The following is a 19,856-nucleotide window of genomic DNA, read 5'->3' on the forward strand; positions in this document are numbered from 1 at the left end:
AAACGGGTATCCTTTTTTAATGACAATAACCATTTTATGTTATCAAATGAAATAATATGAAGTCAATTGATGAATGAATCATAATAAAGCGTGTCATTTTCTTCCGTGAAGCCGTATCACCGCCGGAATACATTCCTTTTGATTATGCCTATGATCAAAAATACACTTCGCTTAACTTGATATCATAGGTGACCGGCAGCTGCCTGCTGGAATCCCAATCTTCTTATAGTGATTTTTTATATTCATGACAGTATGAAGATTTGTCACTTCATCAATCAGATCGTTTATTCGATCCAGATTGACCGGTTTATTTTCTGATAAGCTGCTGAAGCTTTCTCTGATTTCTTCAGGATAGACATTTCCGGCCATGCTTGACAGGCCGTTACACCCGTTACTCAGCATCTTCGGAAATTCAACGTCTCCTGCCGCAAACAAAATAAAGTGATCAGGGAACTCTGTTTGTTTATGACGCAGAACGTCTCCTCCTTCTTTCAGCCCCCTTATCCCGGGATGCCGGCTTATTAAGTCTTTAAGCGCTTTCTCACTCAGATTAAAACCGGTCCGGCCGGGGTTATTATAAAGCACAGCCTCTTTAGAGGTATGACTGAGAAGTTCGTCAACGTAATAAACGGCTTGCTGCTGTGTCGGTCTTATATAAGGAGGAAAACCAATCAATACAGAATCAATATTGGTTTTCTCGATGTGTTTCATCAGTTTGACGGCATCACTGGTTCTTACGGCTGAAACACCGAACATCAGTTCAACATCTTCAAATTTTCGCTGATTAACATACTCAATGATCTGAAGACGCTCATCTATGCTGAGTGAATGCTGTTCACCAGTCGTGCCGCATATGAGTAACGAATGGATACCGCTGTTTTTCAAATGTTCGACAATAGCATCAAATCCTTCTAAATATAAACTTTCATCTTCATGAAAAGGCGTAGGGATAGCAACATTAAAATTTCGCATGAGAATGTCCTCCAAGTACATATTCTTGAATATCTGCAGAGTATCATATAACACTGTCTGACATTTAAAAAGGTACAGTTTCAGATAACTCAACATGTCAGATGTAAAGGCCGACACACAAAAAAAAGCAGGCAAAGAGAGCCTGCTTCATAGCTTCGTCTTACAGCGGCCCATTCCCTGGATGGCTTGACAAATATGAGTAATAAGGCAAACTGAATATAAAAATTATGCTGAGGTGGGGTTAATGATTTTAGATTTAAAAGGTGAACCGCACATGGATCATCTTGTGGGAATGCTGTATTCTGCCGTTAATGAAAATTACTGCCGCTTAATATCCATTGTGTCAGACATGTCACAGCAGGAGATCGATTATAAAGGACCAAATCAAACATACAATAGTACAGCTCAGCTAATAAGACACTTAGCATATGTTGATCTCAACTGGATATTCAGAATAAAGGGTGAACCGATACCAAAGCAGCTTGAAGAGAAGTATGGACCAATGTTAGATCAGAACAATAAGATCCCTTTCATTTCCGGTGTTTCATTAAAACAAATTCTCACTGATTATGAAGAAGTATTCAGCATGTTTAAGTCTGTTTGTTATCAGCTAACTGACGATCAGCTGAATCACACAGTAGATTATGAAGCAGATAAACAAGCAACCATTCAATGGGGAATATGGCATATGGCAGACCATAATAGATATCATCAAGCTCATATTAATCAGCTTCGCAAATGGTTTGAAGAGAAACAGAAACCTGGCTGTTAAAGCCGCTTATAGGAGGAGCAAGGATAAATTTATTACAAACTCATTTTCACTGACTGCCAATCAATTAAAATGGTCAGACAAAAAACCACATTTGCTGTTGAGTAGTTGTGGAATAAAGCATCGCATCAACTGCACTATGACAAGCTGAAACGTTAATATTTTGTGTTTCAGCCATTCAATCGCTATATTTGATCATGCTGTCCCAATACGATTTTTTTATAGTCTTTGCAGCAGCAAAGTCCTCTGAAATCCTATACTAATCTTCCGCAGCCGCTGCATCGGCCTTTGTCACATGAACCGTACCAAACGGATGGTTGGGAGGAGCATAAATTGAATACAGTTTTAACGGCGTATTACCCGTATTAATCACATTGTGCCACGTGCCGGCAGGGACAACAATGGCATAATCATCATAGACATTTCTTCGGAAACTTAAATGATCTTTACTCTTGCCCATTTTAACTAGCCCTCGGCCTTGCTCAATCCGTAAGAATTGATCTACGTTAGGATGGATCTCCAAACCGATATCTTCTCCAATACCAAGACTCATCAAAGTAATTTGAAAATGCTTTCCTGTCCATAGGGCCGTACGGAACGTATTGTTTTGTTTTGCGGCTTTATTGATATTCACGACAAATGGTTTTGGTCCATAATCTTTCAAGAGAAGGTTTCTATCTTCGTATGAAGGATCATAGTTATTTGGAACAGTCCAATAAACAGATCTTCCATCGCTATACATCGGTACGTTCACACAATAATAACATTGATGCGAAAAAGGTATATAATACATTTTTCATCCCCGCAATTTTAAATTTTTGTGATATTATCCTATGCGTTTTGTAATGAGAGTGTGCCACACTAAGGAATTCTCTTGTTCAGCCTAAAAGACTGAAGTTAGCAGAATCGTTTTGGCCACAAAACCCGTTTGCATAAAAAATACCAAAGGCCTGTAACTCTTGGTAACACTGTTGCAGCCGAGAAACTTAAATCTGCCCGGGGTATGCACTCACCAGTCCGACAACCAAGAGATATTGTGTTTTCTGTTCCACAAGCCGATTAAAACAGCCACAGTCACATAAATGGACTTATTCAACACAAAAAAGAGCAGTAAACCCGTAAGTTACTGCTCTCCTCAGTCTATCCACCGTTCATTTGTTTTACAATGTATTCAGCATCATTTCCTACACCTTGAAGCAGCGCTGAACCTCGCCTATGCTGCCAAGGCAAACCAATAAAGTACAATCCCTCCGCAGCTGAAACACCCCGGTGATGTATAATTCGGCCTTCCTTATCCAAAACACCTTCTATTTTCATCCACCAAAGCGGATTCTTAAAACCAGTTGCCCAAATAACATTGTTTACTTCTATTGAAGATGAGTCTTTAAAAATGATTTCATTTTGCTTTCCGGCTATGACTCTTTGTTTTAAGATGATCTTCTTCTGTCTTATTGCATGTTTTAATTCATACCCAAATATGGGGTCGCCTTTCTTTTTAATGAACTTGCCTAATATTGATGTATGACTTGCATGTAAAACTCCTAATTTATCAAACCACCAAAAAATGCTTCTTTTTCCAATCCATAAAGGAAAATAAACCGGTTTACTACTGCAAGCCAAATATGTAACTCTTTCTTTGGATAATTCAACAGCTATCTGAGCCCCGCTATTCCCGCCGCCGACTACCAGTACATTCCCAGGCGCCAGTTGTTTTGAATGTTTATATTGTGAAGAATGTAATTGATGAATATGACCGGCTAGATCCTTTGATATTGATGGAATGTTAGGGGCATGAAAAGGACCTGCGGCCATCACAAGATTCTTCGTTTGATATTCTTCCCGGTTTGTTTTTATTAAGAAATAGTTGTTTAATTTTTGGACACTTATTACTTCTGTCCGTAATTGGATCGGGATTTCAAATCTTTCAACATATTTTTTCAGATAAGCAGCAATTTCATTTTTTGAAGGGAGTCCATGCTTGTCTCCTTCAAGCTGCATTCCCGGCAAAGAGCTGTACATTCGAGAAGTAAATAAAACCAATGAGTCATACCGGTTTTTCCAGCTTTCCCCCACTTCATGACTTTTATCCAAAATGATAAACTTTTGTTCCGACTTCTTTAGATAATATCCTACTGAGATTCCTGCCTGACCGGCTCCGATTACTATCGTGTCGTACATATGAATCCCCCCTCCGGTTTTATCTTAATTGTCAGCAGACAAAGTGAGTCCTATCTCCTCCTTTAATGATGATGATGGTCACGCGGATTCTCAGTTTGGGCCTGACAAAGAATCGTATTGTCGTGATTATGCGCAGCTGTTTCCATTTGAATGGTTACATGTGTAATGCCTTTATCACCAAGTTCATGTTCAATTTTGCGTAAAATACTTTCACTTTCAGAAATGGTCAGCTGATCGTTAACAACAGCGTGGCAGGAAAGAGCATTCAATCCGCTTGTAATAGACCATATGTGCAAATCATGAATGCTTTGAATTCCTTCTGTCTCTTCAATTGTATGAATGATGTCAGTGACATTGATATTTTCCGGAGTTCCTTCCATTAATACGTGAATGGAGTCTTTCGTCACATGGTAACCGCTTTTCAGAACAAGAATAGCCACAATGACACTGGCCACTGGATCTGCCCAGCTCCACCCGAAGAAGATGATAAGGATCGCAGCCAGTATGGCACCTACAGATCCGAGCATGTCACTTATCACATGTAAGTAAGCTCCTCTAATGTTCAGGTTATTCTTTGTATCTCCGCCGTTCAGCATAATCCAAGCGACCAATATATTCACAGCTAACCCGATGATACTTATCGTCAGCATGCCGGTTGTTGCTACCTCCGGCGGATGAGAGAAACGTTTGATTGCTTCATAAATGATATAAAGGGAAATCAATATTAATGCAACACCGTTTATCACAGCTGCAAGAATTTCAAATCGTTTGTAGCCGAATGTCTTATGATGACTTGCCTTTTTTTCGGCCAATTTAAAAGCAATCAGAGCAACCATTAATGAGATTGAATCACTCAGCATATGGCCTGCATCTGACAAAAGCGCTAAACTATTGGTTAAAAATCCGCCTATCGCTTCTATTATCATATAACCTGTAATCATGATAAAAGAGATCAATAAAACCTTCTTATTGGATCCGCCAGCGTGATTGTGATTGTGACCCATAAAAATCTCCTCCTTATCTCATACACTGTATTTATTATTTCTTTTCTGCTATGAAGCATTCTAACACGGACACAAAAATAACCTTATATGATTATGTGCTCATATATGAATATATAGGTTCTTTACTGAAATGTCAAAATATTTTCAATGAAAATGTTTCTTATCATTAGCTTAGCTTGGGAGGTTGCATTGCTATGAAGCCGCGGATTACAGCAATTACTTTAGGCGCAGACAATTTAGAAAAATCGCTGCACTTCTATCGCGATGGCTTGGGTCTGCCTACAGAAGGAACAGCCGGTACAGATTTGAACGACTTGCAAACGTGACGGAAACTTGCCCTTTGGGACCGCAAAGACATCGCACATGAATCAAACGTTACGATAACTGATCCCGCTCATGATACTTTTTGTGGCGGATACGCCGTTCACTTCCAAGACCCCGACGGGCACTTATGGGAAATCGTTTGGAATCCGCACTGGGATGCAAGTGAATAACCAAATTTTATAGCAACAATAAAAACACACCTGAATGTTCTGGTGTGTTTTTTAATTTGTTTCCCACAACGATCAACCTATTTATACGATGGCGGGATGCTTTGCGGAAAACGGAATACATTTTCGGGATCGTATTTCGCCTTTATTCTTTGAAGCCTTGCAAAGTTTGAGCCATAATATGCTTTTCCGAAGTTCTCGATATTTTGATCCGGAACATTGACATAAGAACCTGTTACATATGGTTTCATCAGCTGACGCACTCTTTCAACTGATGCAAGATTCGAAGCTTCTTGTGATTTATTTTTCCAACTGGCCGTCCATTCCGTATAAAATAATGGACGGCGCCAATAGAAGGCTGTTTCACTGCTTGGAACTCTGCTTATCGCGCCGCCCCAATTGATAAAAAAGAAATTGGTTTCTGTCCCAGTCGCTTTTTCTAAAAATTGTCTCATTACTGCAATAGGTTCTTCCGGCCAAAGATTGAGCGCCCACGCCGAGGAGAATTTAACACTCTGATCAGATCTGCCGGGAATCGGTTCGTCAGGATCTAAGAAATCTATACAATCCGGATAGTATAGTGTTTTGATTACTGTTTGTGCCGGCGTTCCGGCATTTAATAAAGGTTTTAATAATTGAATCAGCTCCGGTTTTGAACCGAGGAACAATCCTTCCGCATGGCACAAACCATTTACTTTGCTGTAAATCTCAAGGTAGCATCCTAATCGTTCGTCTGTAAACGGCGCCCATTTTTGCCACGCTTTAAATACCGTTTCTAACTGTTCCCACGGCCAAATGATATTAAAGACGGTTGCGGTTTTAGGCGCACGGTGAACTTTGAATGTATATTGGGTGTTATATCCGAAATTGCCTCCCCCGCCGCCTCTGGAAGCCCACAGTAAATCTTCATTGCGGGAATGATTTGCTTGAATGATCCTGCCTTTGGCATCTACCATTTTCAGTGCGAGAAGGTTATCACTTATCAGGCCGATCGATCGTGAAAGCACTCCAAATCCGCCTCCCATCGTGATTCCTCCGATTCCGACGGTTGGACTGTCTCCGAACGGGGCCATAAAACCTTCCCGAGCTAAACCTTTTACAAGCGGGCCGACGTGAATGCCGGTTTGAACGGTGGCTATCGCGTTTTTTTCATCTAAGAAAACGTTATTCATGTCACTCACATCAATAACAATCCCATCACTTACCGTGGAAAGATTTTTATCCAGAGCATGGCGGCCGCTTCTGACACGCAAAGGCACATTCTTCTCACGAGCCCATTTAATAGCATTACTTACATCGTATGAATTTTGTGCAAAAACAAAGACAAGCGGACAGACATCAACATAAGGGTTCCAATTCTTAACCGCCTGTGTATAGCCGGGGTCCCCTTTGAAGATGACACGTCCCGTTAACTGTGCTGATCCCATCTATTTCACTCCCAATAAGCATTTGATTCCGATACCAGTATATGCAGGAATTGGACAAATTCTTAGACAGGTGTTCTGCAAACTTAAAAATAGATACATATACGCGAAGATGAGAAAAAAACAAAAAAGACAAGAGCGGCAACCTGCCGAAACTCTTGTCTCTCCTGCCTTTTTGTCATGATAGGCACTTACATTTATCGGCGTGATATCCCGACCTGACTATGGAAGTCCATAGAACATTATGTTTGCCCTGCCATGCGTGGTTCTGCTGAGACACCGGCTGAGCAATCTTTCTGTTTGATCCCCCGACAAGAATCTTTATCTTTATCGTTTTTGCACCCCTGTACGGATAAAATCAATACACATTGAATCTTATCTTTTACATGATTAAAAGCTCTTATTTTTTCTTCTTGTGCTTACGTTTGCAATCATGTTTTTTCTCTTTCTTATGACGTTTTTTACATTTCGCTTTGGCTGCTAATTTTGCCGCTTCTACCTTTGCTTCTGCTGCTGCTTTTGCTGCTTCTGCCGCTCTGGCTCTTGCTTCTTCCGCTCTTGCTATTGCCTCTTCCGCTCTGGCTCTCGCTTCTGCTTCTCTTGCCGCTTCCGCTCTTGCTGCGTCGTCCGCCATATCAAAATCATGACCAAGGTCAGAGGCTTCATTGTATGGCTTTTTCTTCGGAACGTACTGTTGATCTTCACCTTCGTTATAATACATTACCGCCACTCCTTCTCTCGTTTTTTAATCTCTACATACTATGTAAAGAAAGAACTGCAGCTTGGACTGGTATGATGATGAACCGGCACATTTTAGGGAATTTTCATTTATCGATACAACAGATTCTGGATGCTTGATGAAACTTGAATGATTTTGACGTATATAATAAGCAGCGTAAAAAGGGAGACTACGAAAAAGGATGCTGCGCGCTGCAGCATCCTTCTGTACCAACTTTTTATTGAACGATTGGAAAGTGTTTTTTGGCTTTTAGTTTGCTTGCTGTGTTTGTTTTACTGGTTCTTTGCTAAAAAGTCCGACAATGTTCCACAAGATAATTGCAGCAGCTATGATTACACGAGCCGTACTGACTTCTTGGTTACTAAACAATTTATAGCCATATATTGATCCCAATGCTGCTATGCAAAAAATATTGAACCATTTACTCCAACGCAATTAGAAAACTCCTTATAAAATGATTGCATTTCCAAACAATGTATTATAATATTAACAAATTTTTTCAATATTTAACCTTAAATTATTCTTAATTGGTTTGATCATTTTCTCTAATCGTCATTCGGTCTTTCGGATTTTTGATCGTTTTTTTGTTACAGGCTAGACCCAGACATCATTTTCAGCTGTTTGATCAGTTATTTCCTGCCCGGTATTCACAACACCTTTAGGTTCCACAAGCAAAATGTTACACTCTGATTCTGCATAAGGTTTATGTTCAACATTTTTCGGAATGACAAACATTTCACCTTCATTTAATTTTACTTCTCCATCACGAAATTCAATGATTAAATGTCCCTTAATAACAATAAAGACTTCATCTGTTTCGTCATGCTTATGCCAAACAAAATCCCCTTGTACTTTAACAAGTTTAAATTGATAATCATTCATTTCAGCGATTACCTTTGGAGACCATTGATCTTGGAATGCAGATAATTTCTCTTGGAAATTAATCGGTTTATATTCCATTCTTTCCCCTTCCCATGTAAAACTCAATCATTTAACTAGTCCCAAATTAAAGGCCTGTCAACCTCAGCAGTTCTGAGGTAATCTAAAAGCTGACCCGTATGTACGGACTCATGGTAAGCGATTCTTAATAACATGTCTCCCAGTCCGCGAATATATCCAACATCAGACCTGTCAATCTTTATATTTGTTAAATCTGTTTCGTTTAACGATTTGATGAATGTCAAAAACGCGGCCCGATACGGTTTGGCAAATTCTAATTCTTCGGTTACTGTGTTAAACGTTTTTGATTCATACGGGTTTTCGGATTCCAATGAAGACTCATTCATTTGTTTTAGTAAAATGTGATGATAAAGAAATTCCGCTTCTAATACATGTCTTATCATTTCCTTGCACGACATTGCTTCGGAATCCGGGCGCCAGTCCATTTTTTCCTCAGGTATAGCTGTCCATAACTTGATGCTTCGCCGTCTTACCTCTTCAAAATGTAAAACAATAAGGTCAATTGTATTCAAGTATTTTCCCCCTTTTATTTTTCAATAATAATTCTCCTTCTTCCCGGAAAAAACCTCTTCAAATAAAAAACATATTCTTTCCCGACTCGCTGGATTGATAATCAAACCATTTTTAAGATAAGGAGATATTCATTCATCCATACAATAGACTCTGGCTGAACATATACTGAATGATAGTTTTCATCAGAAAGGAGAAATCAGCTTTGGCAAAATATCGGATCATGACCTTTGACGGGGGCGGTACCTTAGGTGCTTTAAGTTTACAACTATTGAACAGACTGGCTGAAGAAAATCCGGCATTAATAAGCCGAACCCATGTATTTGCGGGAAATTCAATCGGTTCATTTACTGCCCTGGCATTAGCAAGCGGAAGATCTCCGAAGGAAACACTTCAGTATTTTGAGGATGAAATCCTGCCCGCATTCAGCACTTCCCGGCCGGGCGGACCTGTTTTTAATCAGCAATTACCATATTCCGGTTTTATTAAAGCGGTACGAAACTTTTTCCCGCCGGGCCTTCGTCTTAAAGATGTAAGAAAACGAATTGTTGTCCCTTCATTCAAATTATACTCCCCGGCACTGGATCGTTGGACGCCCGTATTATTTCACAACTTTCCCGGCTCTCCCTATTTAAATGAGAAAGTGAGTGATGTCATACTGCGGAGCAGCGGTGCTCCCGCGACACAGCGCGCCTATCAAAACTACGTGGACGGATATGTAGTGGCAACGAACCCCAGTACGGCGAGTATCGCGTTTGCGGTTGGTAAAGCCAACGTGCCATTGGATCAAATTGCGGCGCTATCCATCGGGACAGGTGAAGCCCCGACTCGGTTAAGAAGAGATACGAGGGGATGGGGAATGGTAAGTGCGGATAACATACGTCCCGAAAATCTGAAGAACCTTCCTCCAAATTGGGGAGTCCTTTTGGACAGGTCGCCTAATGAACCTTTACTGCCATTTCTTCAGATGATCTCCGGCGGAAATGGCTACTATGAATCCATGGTCAGCGCGAATCTGCTGGGAGATCGCTTTTTCCGGTTAGATCCGCGGATTCCTAACTTCTCCAAAACAGACCCTTCCGTGGTTCCCGCTGTCATTGATATTGCGAACAAAACCAACTTACAGCCTGCGAATACATTTATAGAGAAAAACTGGAACGACAGCGCTAAATAAGCAAGAAGTTTACATCATCATACAATGAACAAAAAATACCAAGGGACTCAAACCCTTGGTATTTTTAATGCGGCTGAGAGGATTTGGACCATTCACGGGTTATTCACACGCTGGGATACTGTTTCATTTGAAGCTGAATCGGTCGGTTTTTGCTCTTTTTTTATTTTAACCGTTTCAGGCAGTAAGAAAGTAAATATTGCCGCTCCCAACAAAATAATAATTGAGAAATAAAAAGAAAGATCATAGTTACCCATTTCACTATAGAGAAAACCCGGTACATAAGCTCCCAGCGCTGATCCTATCTGATGGCTCAGGAATAACCAGCCTAAAATAAAACCAACTGAATATTGTTTAAAATATTGCGTGGCTAACATTTGAGTAGGGGCTACAGTTGCAAAATCAACTAGTCCAAAAAGGGTGGCAAAAATAAGTAATATGACCGGATGATGACTATATAACAGGATACAAATTGATAATGCGCGTATGGCATATAAAAGAATAAGCATCTTTTTACTGCTCCAACGGTCTGCCGCAATTCCTGAAATGATTATCCCCAATATATTAAATCCCGCCAATACACTAACTGCAGCACTGGTTACACTTGTTGAAAATCCATGGTCATGAGAAAAAGGGATAAGGTGAGTATCCATCAGCCCTGTAGTTGTAAAACCGCATATAGTAAAAGGTAATATTAAAAACCAGAATTGTTTCTTGCAAAACACAGCCCAAACAGAAGAGCGGGCCGTATGCTGTTCACTTTCAGCTTCTGCTTTCATAAAACCGCCCATAGGAGATAACCCCATCTCGCCGGGATGATTTCGTAAAAATAACAGTATGACAGGAAACACAATAACCATTAAAAGCAGACCCAAAATCACTACAGTTAACTTCCAGTTAAACCATTGAATCAAAATGAGAGAGCCGGGAACAAGAAGCATCTGACCAGCGCCAAACCCTGCCTCCATAATTCCAAAAGCAAGTCCGCGTTTTTCATTAAACCAATTTGTAACAACAACTGTTGCGGCTACATTAGATGCCCCTCCGACACCGACGGAGATAACAATTCCGTAAAGGATAAATAATTGCCATGGATGATTCATAAAAGAAGTCAATACAAAGCTGATCCCGACCAAGAAAGTGCTGACTGACAAAATCATTCGGGGACCTAATTTATCAACCAGCCTCCCTATTATGGGCTGAGATATGCCATATATGATAAAACTCAGAGTGGAAATAAGTGAGATTGTTCCTCTATTCATAGAAAAATCTTTTTCCCATGGTTCAACAAAAGCTCCAAATGAAAGACGCGCGCCTTGAACCGCTAAAAAGGTGAAAAAAGTGACAAACACAATGATCCATGCATAGTGATATTTTATTCGCATCCTATCCCCCCTCACTTTATAATTCCAAATCCCAGCGCTCTTCTATTAAATTTGATCCCCATAAAGGTTTTTCTTCATGAATTTCTGTAATTTCGAATCCATTCTTTTTATACAATGGCCGGGCTGTTGACATGTCTCTTACCGTCCAAAGAAATATACGCTCGTATCCATTTTCTTTACAATATTGAACAAGTGCCTTAATCAGACGGCTGCCGACACCTTTTCTTTGAAATGACGGATCGACTAAGAACCACCTTAACTGACCTGTTTTTTCATCGTCATTCACTAAGCCGATACAACCCGCAAATTGATTCCCGCTTTCTGCCACCCATATTTTTTCAATATCCGCTTTAAACGTATCGTGAAGATAGGATAAAAATGTTTCATCCCAGCCATGGGATTCGGCATAAAATAATCGCTGTTTCTCAATTATGTTTTTGACATCCTCTGAAGTATAATAGTCTCTTATTGAAATCGGAGATTCTTTATCATAAAAAGAATGCTGCAAAATGTTTTGAATGATTTCCATTGAATGTACAAGTTTTTCTTGTTCCTCTTTGTCTATGCGTTCAAGGATATATTCAACTTGCTGATTGGCTTTTTTCTCCAGGCTTTTATAAATACTTTTCCCTGACTCGGTGACATAAAGGAAATGGTTGCGTCCGTCTTCTCTGCATTTTTGCTTGTAAATGAAGCCTTCTTCTTCAAATTTTCTGATAATTCTGCTTACATATCCTCTGTCCAGGTCTAACCTTTCTTGAATGATTTTTGCTGTACAATCGGGCGTATTATAAATTTCGTATAAAATCCTGGTTTCCGTTAAAGAGAATGGACTGTCATAAATATGTTCATTCAGAAAACCCAAAACATCTGTATAAAATCTATTAAATTGTCTGAATGCCAAAACACGTTTTGTTTCCAAATTGATGAACCTCCTCCAAAAGATTGACTTAAGCAACTTTTTCCATCGTAATCGAAACAGTTGCTTGAGTCAACTATTAATTTTCATCCCCTTTCAATTTGATGATTTTCTTACCGTAAAAAAACACATTGAAAATAAACGACACTGTTACATCGGAAAACAGTTACGTACCGGGATACATTCTTTTGACGTTAATATGGACATACAAAAAGTCGCTTCCCATACGTAAAGAAAGCGACTTTTTAGATTTGATTTTCAAGTTCCTTTTACAAATTTTGAAAAGACCATTGACTATTCAGTTGTACTGTATTAAGTTTAACTATATAGTCGAACTGAATAGAGGATGAGGATATGAAACATAAATTATTACCGCTGTCTGAAACCATGCATTATATTTTATTAGCTCTGCGTGAGCCGCTTCATGGCTATGCCGCCATGCAGAAGATCGAAAAGATGAGTAACGGAACTGTTATTTTAGCGGCCGGCACATTATACGGCGCGATTGAAAACTTGAATAAGCATGGCTGGATTGAGCCTGTTGGAGAATCAGGCCGGAGAAAAGTCTATAAGATAACTGCGGAAGGAAGCGCCATTTTGAAGATGGAACAAAACAGGTTACTGCATATTTTATCCCTGCACGAAGGAAGTGAATCGAATGAAGAAATTTAAGATGTTTTTTGATATTGAAAAAGAGGAGCAATGGCTGAACGAGCAATTACAAAAAGGCTATCGCTGTACAAATATCAGCGGATTAGGAATATACACTTTCGAAAAAACCGACAAAAAATATGTGATGAGACTGGATTATCAAGATTATTTATCAAAGAAAAAATTTAAAGATTACAAAGAGATCTATGAAGACTTCGGCTGGGTTTATATAAACAGCCCATCGCTTAGCGGAACTCGGTATTGGCAAAAAGAAAATGATGATCAAAATGAAATCTTTTCGGATCGCCAGTCAAAGAGTAATTATTATAAAAGACTAATGAGTTTTTCATCTTGTTTTGGGTTACTGTGCTTGTTTTATTCTTATTTGATTTACAAGGATTCAGGTTTGTATTTAGCTGAAGGTCTGTGGAGTATGGAAGGCGCAATGTTTTGGAAAGCATTTTTATTTGAAACTCCATTTGTCCTTTTGAGATCGCTTCCCGCCCTTATGGCTGTTCTATTTGGCTGCAGTTTCTATAAAGCGTATCGAAAGTATTCAAGGTTAAAAGAACAATAACGCGGGGAAGTTCCATTCAAAGAAGTAATTGAGGATCATGTATCTGCCGAAGCCGGGCGCTTTAAAGGAAAAAAAGCGCCCTGAATTTGCTGATAAATCAGATGACTTATTTTGTTAATGATACATACTTATTTACAATGGCTTGAGCGAGACAGGCTGATGAATCAACAAAGGTAAGCCTGCTTCTTTTTTGATCCGTAACCATATTTAAATCCGTACATGCAATGATAACCGTATCAGCCTTTTCTGCTAAGTTATGGTGTAATTCATCATATAATGTACCAGCCTCATCGATTTGACCTCGTTTAATCTTTTCTATTATTTGATTGACATAGATTTGCCAACTATCTTGATGTAAAAAATAATAACCTTCTCTGTTTAACGCTTCTTGAAATATTCCGGATTGAACCGTAGGAACGGTGGCTAAAAGAGCTGCTTTTTTTGAGCCTTTAGGTATTTTTTTTATGGTTTCATCAATCATGTTTAGTAAAGGGACTGAAATCGATTTTTTTATTTGATTAAAATAGAGATGTGCGGTATTACATGGAATGGCAATAAAATCAACACCCGTTTTTTCAAGCTTTACAGCACCCTTAATAATTGCATTTTCCATGTCCGTATGATTGAGAGGTTTATTCATGTAGAAAGGTGTCGGACAGGAATAAATCATCATATGAGGAAAATCCATGTCATGTATTGCTCCATATATTTTTTGGCACTCGTCTACGACTTTATCTACAAATGGCCCAGTAGATTTTGGCCCCATGCCTGCCAGTATTCCAATCATAATTGTCCTCCTCTGTAAAAATGTGTACGAATACGATCATGATGAGTTATTCTTGTGTTTCTCATCTGAATCTGCACTCATTTCTTTTCTGGCTTTCTTCTCCTATTTTATCATTTCATTAATCGAATTATCATATCTAATTCCGCCGCACGCAGAAGAATGGCAGATACACTAAGGTTATGAAAGCTTGTTTTCATTACTATGTTTTCATGAATGATGGTTAAAAATCGGTGATTAAATTGTGCCCATATAGATTAGTAAACGTGTCATTGATGTCAAGACATGAACTCCTAAAGGATATTTAATAACTCATTTTCAACGAAAAACTGATCTCTGTTAATTAGTCGAGATTCCAAGATATACCTCGACCAATTGACCTTCCCTTTTTTAAGAATCCCGCAGGTTCCCTCTTGTTTTGATGTTGTTTTTTTAAAAAAAGTTATTGACACAAATAAACGATCATGTTATTATTAAAAATTTGATATCTCACTCCATATATGGTAACCTTAAGTTAAGTTCCCATATATGGAGGTGGATTATATGTTTCAAATTGGCGATAACATTGTTTATCCAATGCACGGAGCAGGTACAATTGAAGCCATAGAAGAAAAACAATTCTTAGAGGAAAAACAACAGTATTATGTCATAAGAATGTCAATCAGTAATATGACAGTTATGATTCCAACGCGTAAAATATCGAGTTCAAATATACGGCCAGTTACTGATATACGTGCATTAAAACACATTATACACATTTTTCAGCATGGAGAATCAGATAGGTTACTGCCGTGGAAGCAAAGGTATATAGTAAACACGAACAAAATAAAAACGGGTGAAATACAAGAAGGTGCTGAAGTTGTACGTGATTTAATGCGAATGAAGAAAGAAAAAGCACTTAATTCAAGCGAAAAAAAAATGTTGGATAATGCATATGAATTTTTGATTAGTGAACTGGAAGTCATTAAAGGAATCACTGAAAAACAAATAAAAAGTTTCTGTTAAGGTTAATGATAGATAATTTTTCAGAATATTACGATTAGACATTCAACTTCTTCAACTTACTTTTTAAACATTAACCGCTTTTATTACTCCTCAATCTAATCTGTTTTATTTTTTCTTCAACGAACACTTGAATTCTCGATGAAATAGTCACTTGATTTTTGTAATCCTGATTCACACTGGCACGGACAAGGAGCCGTAAGGATGGAAGAGAGGCAGGGCTTTCATTGTTTTAGGTCTAAGTGATTATTTCCGGAAGAAAAAACAACCACTCCCCTCTTTATCTTTAAGAATTTCTTACATCTCTTGCGACAGTGAATAGCAGTTGTTTATCTTCTTTTCATAGAAGAGATATGCGAAATGTAACAAAGAATAACATACAGTTACCTTGAGAACATAAAAACAAATCATTTATATATATTCCACATATCGTCAATCCGGTATGTTATACTGTAAACAATCCTTTGAGGTTTTAAACCTTTTTCTTACCTTGTAGCATCTGTCCCTACTCGAACGTTGAGTAGGGTTTTTTATTCAGTATGATACAGAGAACATAAAAAAACAGGCCCTATATAAAGAGCCTGTTTGTATAAACGATTGAAGATTAAGCAGTTTTTTGAACGTTAGCAGCTTGAGCTCCACGAGCACCTTGCTCAACGTCAAACGTTACTTTTTGACCTTCGTCTAAAGATTTGAATCCGTCACTTTGGATTGCAGAAAAGTGTACGAATACATCGTCTCCATTTTCACGTTCGATAAATCCAAAACCTTTTTCTGCATTAAACCATTTAACTGTACCTTGTTCCATTTTTGTTGCCTCCTAGTGTATTACACATTGTATTACTATCCTTGCCCAAAGTATCATCAAGACGAAAAGTCGATATTCATACTATCCTTTACACGAACAAAAATAATTCTCCTTTATCATAGCACGAAACGGAAATAACTGCAAATTAATAATATGTTCATTCATGTTTTATTTGTTAAACGTGCGGCAGGTTTTTTAGTGAGAACCTTCATTTGTAATTTAGAAGTTTTGACGGACCCCTTACCGTACTTAATAATAAATATCATGTTGAGAGGTGTATTTTTAAAAAGCCCACTCATGAAAACGAGTGGGTTTACAAAAGCTCTAACTAACCCGCAAAGGTTTTAGTCAGAGCTATTTATACGTATTTTTTTGATCCAACTCACTAAGCACCTGCTCTGTCATCAGCTCGATAATATTCATTGGAACATGATAAATCCCCTTTTTCATAAAAATAATCAGCTACTCTGATTGCAAAGTTTTCAATGTCTGCGTACATTCTTAAAAGGAAAATGCCATTAGCGATGACGCTAATGGCACCCTTTGTTTCTTACTCAATAACTTATTCAGCTTCTCCAACAACTGTAAAGCGTTCATTAATATGTTTTGGATTTTCAATTTCATCCAATACTGCAATTGCATAGTCGGCATAGCTGATATAACTTTCGCCTTTCGAATTCACCAGAAGATGATCTTTTCCTGACTGATAAAACCCAGTTCTTTTCCCGTCTGGGTCAAATACCGCTGAAGGACTGATAAATGTCCAGTTAATATCAGAAGTATCCTTTAGCTCTTGCAAGTTACGACCTTGCCCTTTAGCTGTTGGAATAAAAATCTCCGGGAAATCAGGTGTATCCATTACACTGACAGTTTTATTTTCGTCTACATAAAGACTCCCTGCTCCGCCTACAATTACGGCCCTTGTACCCATTCCTTTTAATGCCCTAATTAATGCCCGGCCAGCATCTACATGTGCCTGTTCTTCTCCTAATGGAGCTCCGAAGGCATTAACTATTACATCTAACTTTTTTAGATCATCCGATGTAAGATCAATTATATTTTTTTCAATGATTGAAACCTTTTCCTCTTTAAGTTTTGCAGCATCTCTTACAATTGCAGTTACTTCATGTCCCCTGCTTACCGCTTCTTTCAAGATAAGACTTCCAGCTTTTCCGGTTGCACCAATGATTCCAATTTTCAATTTAAAGTCCTCCTAATCATTCAAAATTTTAAATGTAACCATATTGATTACATGTAATAATTTTAGTTACACCTTATTTATTTGTCAATACTTTTATCATCTTGTTAATTGAGCATATTAGAGTGAAATAAACTTGTAATACATTCAGTTACAAGTGTACTATAAAGAGTGTAAAGTAATTAGGATGGTGAAGAAATCATGTCTATTAGCAGCCGTTTTGCTGTAGGAATTCATATATTGGCTCTTATTGAAATAAATGAAGACGGAATTAGCACTTCTGAATTTTTAGCTGGAAGTGTAAATACAAATCCCGCCTTAATAAGAAAAATTATGGGAATGCTGAAAAAAGCAGGTTTAGTAAATGTACGGCCAGGTATTGCAGGAGCTGAATTAGCGAAGGATTTAACTGAAATCACCTTACTTGATGTTTATAGAGCAGTTAATGTTGTTCAAGATAAAGAATTGTTTAGTATACATGAAAATCCCAATCCTCAATGTCCTGTAGGTCGGAACATTCAAAGTACAATTGGTCCAATATTTGAAATCGCCCAATCTGCCTTGGAAAAAGCTCTTGGACATATAACAATTGAGGATGTGGTAAAGGATATTATCGAAAAAGAAAAATCGGCCGATAATTGTTAAATGATTCACAGAAAATCTTTTATAAGACTGGGGATAAGAAAAATCAATAAAACAAAAAGGGACTGGATCATATTGAATCCAGCCCCGAATTGATATTGATTTTTTGATTAAAAAAAAATGGATTTTTAAGCAGTAAGCTTGCGAGAATTTTCTTCTGGCTGCTAAAACGCAAGCTGAATATACTTCCCGTCATCATATACACGAATTATGGCGTTATCTCTTTTGTACTCATCTGAATCTGCTCGCATTACTTGACAGTAACAGATAAATTTCTATAAACAAAAAATACCAAAGGTGTCAAAACCCTTGGTATCATAAGGATCAGCCGAGAGGACTTGAACCTCCGCAGGTTATTCATCCGCTGGGCCCGCCATCTATATTCATAAAACTATTGCTCAGTTGTCAGCATGTGAAGTAAATTACGAATTTCCTTGTTATAACTTTTAATTTCTTCTTCATTACAACCGGTTTTATCAAATACTGCATTAGGTATCATTGTGACTTTTTCTTTAAACTCATTCCCTTCAGTTGTTAACGTAATAATTACACTTCGTTCATCCTCTTTTGAACGCTCTCTTATAATAAGACCTCGCTCCTCAAGTCGTTTTAAAACTGGAGTTAATGTTCCGGAGTCCAGATATAATTCTTCGCCTAAACCTTTAACAGATATTTTTTCCTTCTCCCATAAAACAAGAAGAACCAAATACTGTGGATACGTAATTCCTAATTCTTTTAAGAGAGGATGGTATAACTTTATCATTTCACGGGAAGCTGCATAAATCGCAAAACATAGATGATTACTTAACAGTAATTTATCATCATTCTTCATGTTAAATCCCTCACAATATTTATATTCATTACTACACATAATAGCATAAGAATTACATTAAGTGAAATTGAATGACTGACAATTTAATTAATCATAACTTATGCAAAATCAGAAAGAATCTATCACCAATAATATGATCTCCTATTTTCTCAATATGGTTATTATGTACACTAACTTTAAACTGCCGAACTTTTCTTTATTTTAGTCTAATCAATCATTTAGAGGATTTTAAATGCGAATTTCAATTGAGGGAAATTTAATTTTAAAAAATTTAATTGACAACGCTGATTAGATTGATTAAAATTCAATTGTGTTAAATTTAATTTATAGGAGTGTTTGATGATGACAGTATATTTTACAGCAGAAGCTACAACAAAAGGCGGAAGAGAAGGTCATGTAACATCTAATGATCTTATTATTGATTTGGATTTAGCTATGCCAAAACCAAATCAAGTATCCACGGCTACAAATCCAGAACAATTATTTGCGGCAGGCTATTCAGCTTGTTATGACAGTGCTCTTCATTTAGTGGCCCAAAGACAACGATTAAAAATCGAATCAGCTGTTACTGGTAAAGTAAGTTTATTAAAAGATGAAAGTGATAATGGTTATAAAATCGGAGTTGTTCTGGAGGTGGAAATTCAAGGGGTATCTCAAGAGCAAGCGGAAGAATTAACACATGCAGCTCATCAAGTATGTCCATATTCTAAAGCCACTCGCGGAAATATTGATGTACAAATCATTACAACAGCAATGTAAGACGAAAGATGCCAAGATCAATAGGCAATAGAATAAAAAAATTTGATTAAAACATATAGGTGACCAGTCTTCAAATAAGGA

The 19,856-nt window shown here is 37.9% G+C and carries 22 protein-coding genes and 2 pseudogenes; 8 read left to right on the top strand and 16 right to left on the bottom strand.

Annotated features, from left to right (window positions below):
• Positions 1-171 precede the first annotated feature (171 nt).
• Positions 172-972, bottom strand: a complete 801-nt coding sequence (locus G9F48_RS16740) for a dihydrodipicolinate synthase family protein (protein ID WP_165409826.1) — start codon at positions 970-972, stop codon at positions 172-174.
• A gap of 244 nt (positions 973-1,216) precedes the next feature.
• Between G9F48_RS16740 and G9F48_RS16745 the strand changes: the two genes are divergently transcribed.
• Positions 1,217-1,744, top strand: a complete 528-nt coding sequence (locus G9F48_RS16745) for a DinB family protein (protein WP_238785822.1) — start codon at positions 1,217-1,219, stop codon at positions 1,742-1,744.
• Between the two features lie 256 nt (positions 1,745-2,000).
• On the opposite strand, the gene G9F48_RS16750 is transcribed toward G9F48_RS16745, so the two are convergent.
• From G9F48_RS16750 to G9F48_RS16760, 3 genes are all read right to left on the bottom strand, one after another.
• Positions 2,001-2,534 (bottom strand): cupin domain-containing protein, encoded by a 534-nt coding sequence (locus G9F48_RS16750; protein ID WP_070081417.1) that lies wholly within the window; start codon positions 2,532-2,534, stop codon positions 2,001-2,003.
• Positions 2,535-2,881: 347 nt separating this feature from the next.
• Positions 2,882-3,919 (bottom strand): flavin-containing monooxygenase, encoded by a 1,038-nt coding sequence (locus G9F48_RS16755; RefSeq protein ID WP_165409827.1) that lies wholly within the window; start codon positions 3,917-3,919, stop codon positions 2,882-2,884.
• Between the two features lie 62 nt (positions 3,920-3,981).
• Entirely contained in the window at positions 3,982-4,923 is a 942-nt protein-coding gene (locus G9F48_RS16760; RefSeq protein WP_165409828.1) for a cation diffusion facilitator family transporter, read from the bottom strand.
• 194 nt (positions 4,924-5,117) lie between these two features.
• Between G9F48_RS16760 and G9F48_RS19830 the strand changes: the two are divergent.
• Positions 5,118-5,417: pseudogene (locus tag G9F48_RS19830) on the top strand (VOC family protein).
• A 77-nt stretch (positions 5,418-5,494) separates the two neighbouring features.
• On the opposite strand, the gene G9F48_RS16770 reads toward G9F48_RS19830, so the two are convergent.
• The 5 genes from G9F48_RS16770 to G9F48_RS16790 form a co-directional block, all read right to left on the bottom strand.
• Positions 5,495-6,841: an FAD-binding oxidoreductase gene (locus G9F48_RS16770; protein ID WP_165409830.1), complete on the bottom strand. Its 1,347-nt coding sequence runs from the start codon at positions 6,839-6,841 to the stop codon at positions 5,495-5,497.
• 397 nt (positions 6,842-7,238) lie between these two features.
• On the bottom strand, positions 7,239-7,559 hold the full coding sequence (locus tag G9F48_RS16775; protein ID WP_165409831.1) for a hypothetical protein: 321 nt from the start codon (positions 7,557-7,559) through the stop codon (positions 7,239-7,241).
• 267 nt (positions 7,560-7,826) lie between these two features.
• Positions 7,827-8,012 carry a hypothetical protein gene (locus tag G9F48_RS16780; RefSeq protein ID WP_165409832.1) on the bottom strand — a complete coding sequence of 62 codons (186 nt, stop codon included), beginning with the start codon at positions 8,010-8,012 and terminating at the stop codon, positions 7,827-7,829.
• A gap of 159 nt (positions 8,013-8,171) precedes the next feature.
• Positions 8,172-8,537, bottom strand: a complete 366-nt coding sequence (locus G9F48_RS16785) for a cupin domain-containing protein (RefSeq protein WP_094247209.1) — start codon at positions 8,535-8,537, stop codon at positions 8,172-8,174.
• A gap of 35 nt (positions 8,538-8,572) precedes the next feature.
• Complete coding sequence (locus tag G9F48_RS16790; RefSeq protein WP_165409833.1) at positions 8,573-9,049, bottom strand: DinB family protein; 477 nt, start codon at positions 9,047-9,049, stop codon at positions 8,573-8,575.
• 203 nt (positions 9,050-9,252) lie between these two features.
• Between G9F48_RS16790 and cotR the strand changes: the two genes are divergently transcribed.
• Positions 9,253-10,221, top strand: coding sequence for a sporulation hydrolase CotR (gene cotR, locus G9F48_RS16795; protein ID WP_165409834.1), 969 nt, complete (start codon positions 9,253-9,255; stop codon positions 10,219-10,221).
• A gap of 92 nt (positions 10,222-10,313) precedes the next feature.
• Here the strand turns inward: cotR and G9F48_RS16800 are convergent, their stop codons facing one another.
• Positions 10,314-11,603: an MFS transporter gene (locus tag G9F48_RS16800; RefSeq protein ID WP_165409835.1), complete on the bottom strand. Its 1,290-nt coding sequence runs from the start codon at positions 11,601-11,603 to the stop codon at positions 10,314-10,316.
• Positions 11,604-11,619: 16 nt separating this feature from the next.
• Entirely contained in the window at positions 11,620-12,525 is a 906-nt protein-coding gene (locus G9F48_RS16805) for a bifunctional helix-turn-helix transcriptional regulator/GNAT family N-acetyltransferase (protein WP_102422365.1), read from the bottom strand.
• 351 nt (positions 12,526-12,876) lie between these two features.
• Here G9F48_RS16805 and G9F48_RS16810 point away from each other — a divergent pair, with 351 nt between their 5' ends.
• Together G9F48_RS16810 and G9F48_RS16815 are read left to right on the top strand one after the other, a co-directional pair.
• On the top strand, positions 12,877-13,194 hold the full coding sequence (locus G9F48_RS16810; RefSeq protein WP_014304415.1) for a PadR family transcriptional regulator: 318 nt from the start codon (positions 12,877-12,879) through the stop codon (positions 13,192-13,194).
• A complete protein-coding gene (locus tag G9F48_RS16815) occupies positions 13,181-13,750 on the top strand; it encodes a DUF2812 domain-containing protein (RefSeq protein ID WP_165409836.1) in 570 nt (189 codons plus the stop codon). The genes G9F48_RS16810 and G9F48_RS16815 overlap by 14 nt, the downstream gene beginning before the upstream one ends.
• A 106-nt stretch (positions 13,751-13,856) precedes the next feature.
• Here the strand turns inward: G9F48_RS16815 and G9F48_RS16820 are convergent, their stop codons facing one another.
• The gene (locus G9F48_RS16820) at positions 13,857-14,537 is read right to left on the bottom strand and encodes an aspartate/glutamate racemase family protein (RefSeq protein ID WP_165409837.1); all 681 of its coding nucleotides are present in this window, start codon (positions 14,535-14,537) and stop codon (positions 13,857-13,859) included.
• A 540-nt stretch (positions 14,538-15,077) separates the two neighbouring features.
• On the opposite strand from G9F48_RS16820, the gene G9F48_RS16825 reads away from it, so the two are divergent.
• Positions 15,078-15,539 (top strand): CarD family transcriptional regulator, encoded by a 462-nt coding sequence (locus tag G9F48_RS16825; protein ID WP_060563139.1) that lies wholly within the window; start codon positions 15,078-15,080, stop codon positions 15,537-15,539.
• Between the two features lie 601 nt (positions 15,540-16,140).
• Here the strand turns inward: G9F48_RS16825 and cspC are convergent.
• Positions 16,141-16,344 carry a cold shock protein CspC gene (gene cspC, locus G9F48_RS16830; protein WP_003156143.1) on the bottom strand — a complete coding sequence of 68 codons (204 nt, stop codon included), beginning with the start codon at positions 16,342-16,344 and terminating at the stop codon, positions 16,141-16,143.
• Between the two features lie 562 nt (positions 16,345-16,906).
• On the bottom strand, positions 16,907-17,545 hold the full coding sequence (locus tag G9F48_RS16835) for an NAD(P)-dependent oxidoreductase (protein ID WP_165409838.1): 639 nt from the start codon (positions 17,543-17,545) through the stop codon (positions 16,907-16,909).
• A gap of 198 nt (positions 17,546-17,743) precedes the next feature.
• On the opposite strand from G9F48_RS16835, the gene G9F48_RS16840 reads away from it, so the two are divergent.
• On the top strand, positions 17,744-18,187 hold the full coding sequence (locus G9F48_RS16840; RefSeq protein ID WP_025853722.1) for an Rrf2 family transcriptional regulator: 444 nt from the start codon (positions 17,744-17,746) through the stop codon (positions 18,185-18,187).
• Positions 18,188-18,351: 164 nt separating this feature from the next.
• Here G9F48_RS16840 and G9F48_RS19990 read toward each other — a convergent pair.
• Positions 18,352-18,435, bottom strand: a pseudogene (locus G9F48_RS19990) (cystatin-like fold lipoprotein); the annotation flags it as partial.
• A 140-nt stretch (positions 18,436-18,575) separates the two neighbouring features.
• Positions 18,576-19,016 (bottom strand): MarR family winged helix-turn-helix transcriptional regulator, encoded by a 441-nt coding sequence (locus G9F48_RS16850; RefSeq protein ID WP_165409839.1) that lies wholly within the window; start codon positions 19,014-19,016, stop codon positions 18,576-18,578.
• A gap of 339 nt (positions 19,017-19,355) precedes the next feature.
• On the opposite strand from G9F48_RS16850, the gene G9F48_RS16855 reads away from it, so the two are divergent.
• Positions 19,356-19,775, top strand: coding sequence for an organic hydroperoxide resistance protein (locus tag G9F48_RS16855; protein ID WP_060563135.1), 420 nt, complete (start codon positions 19,356-19,358; stop codon positions 19,773-19,775).
• Positions 19,776-19,856 lie beyond the last annotated feature (81 nt).

Origin of the sequence: Bacillus sp. EKM420B, assembly GCF_011065565.1 — a bacterium.
In the GTDB taxonomy this organism is placed as follows: domain Bacteria; phylum Bacillota; class Bacilli; order Bacillales; family Bacillaceae; genus Bacillus; species Bacillus velezensis.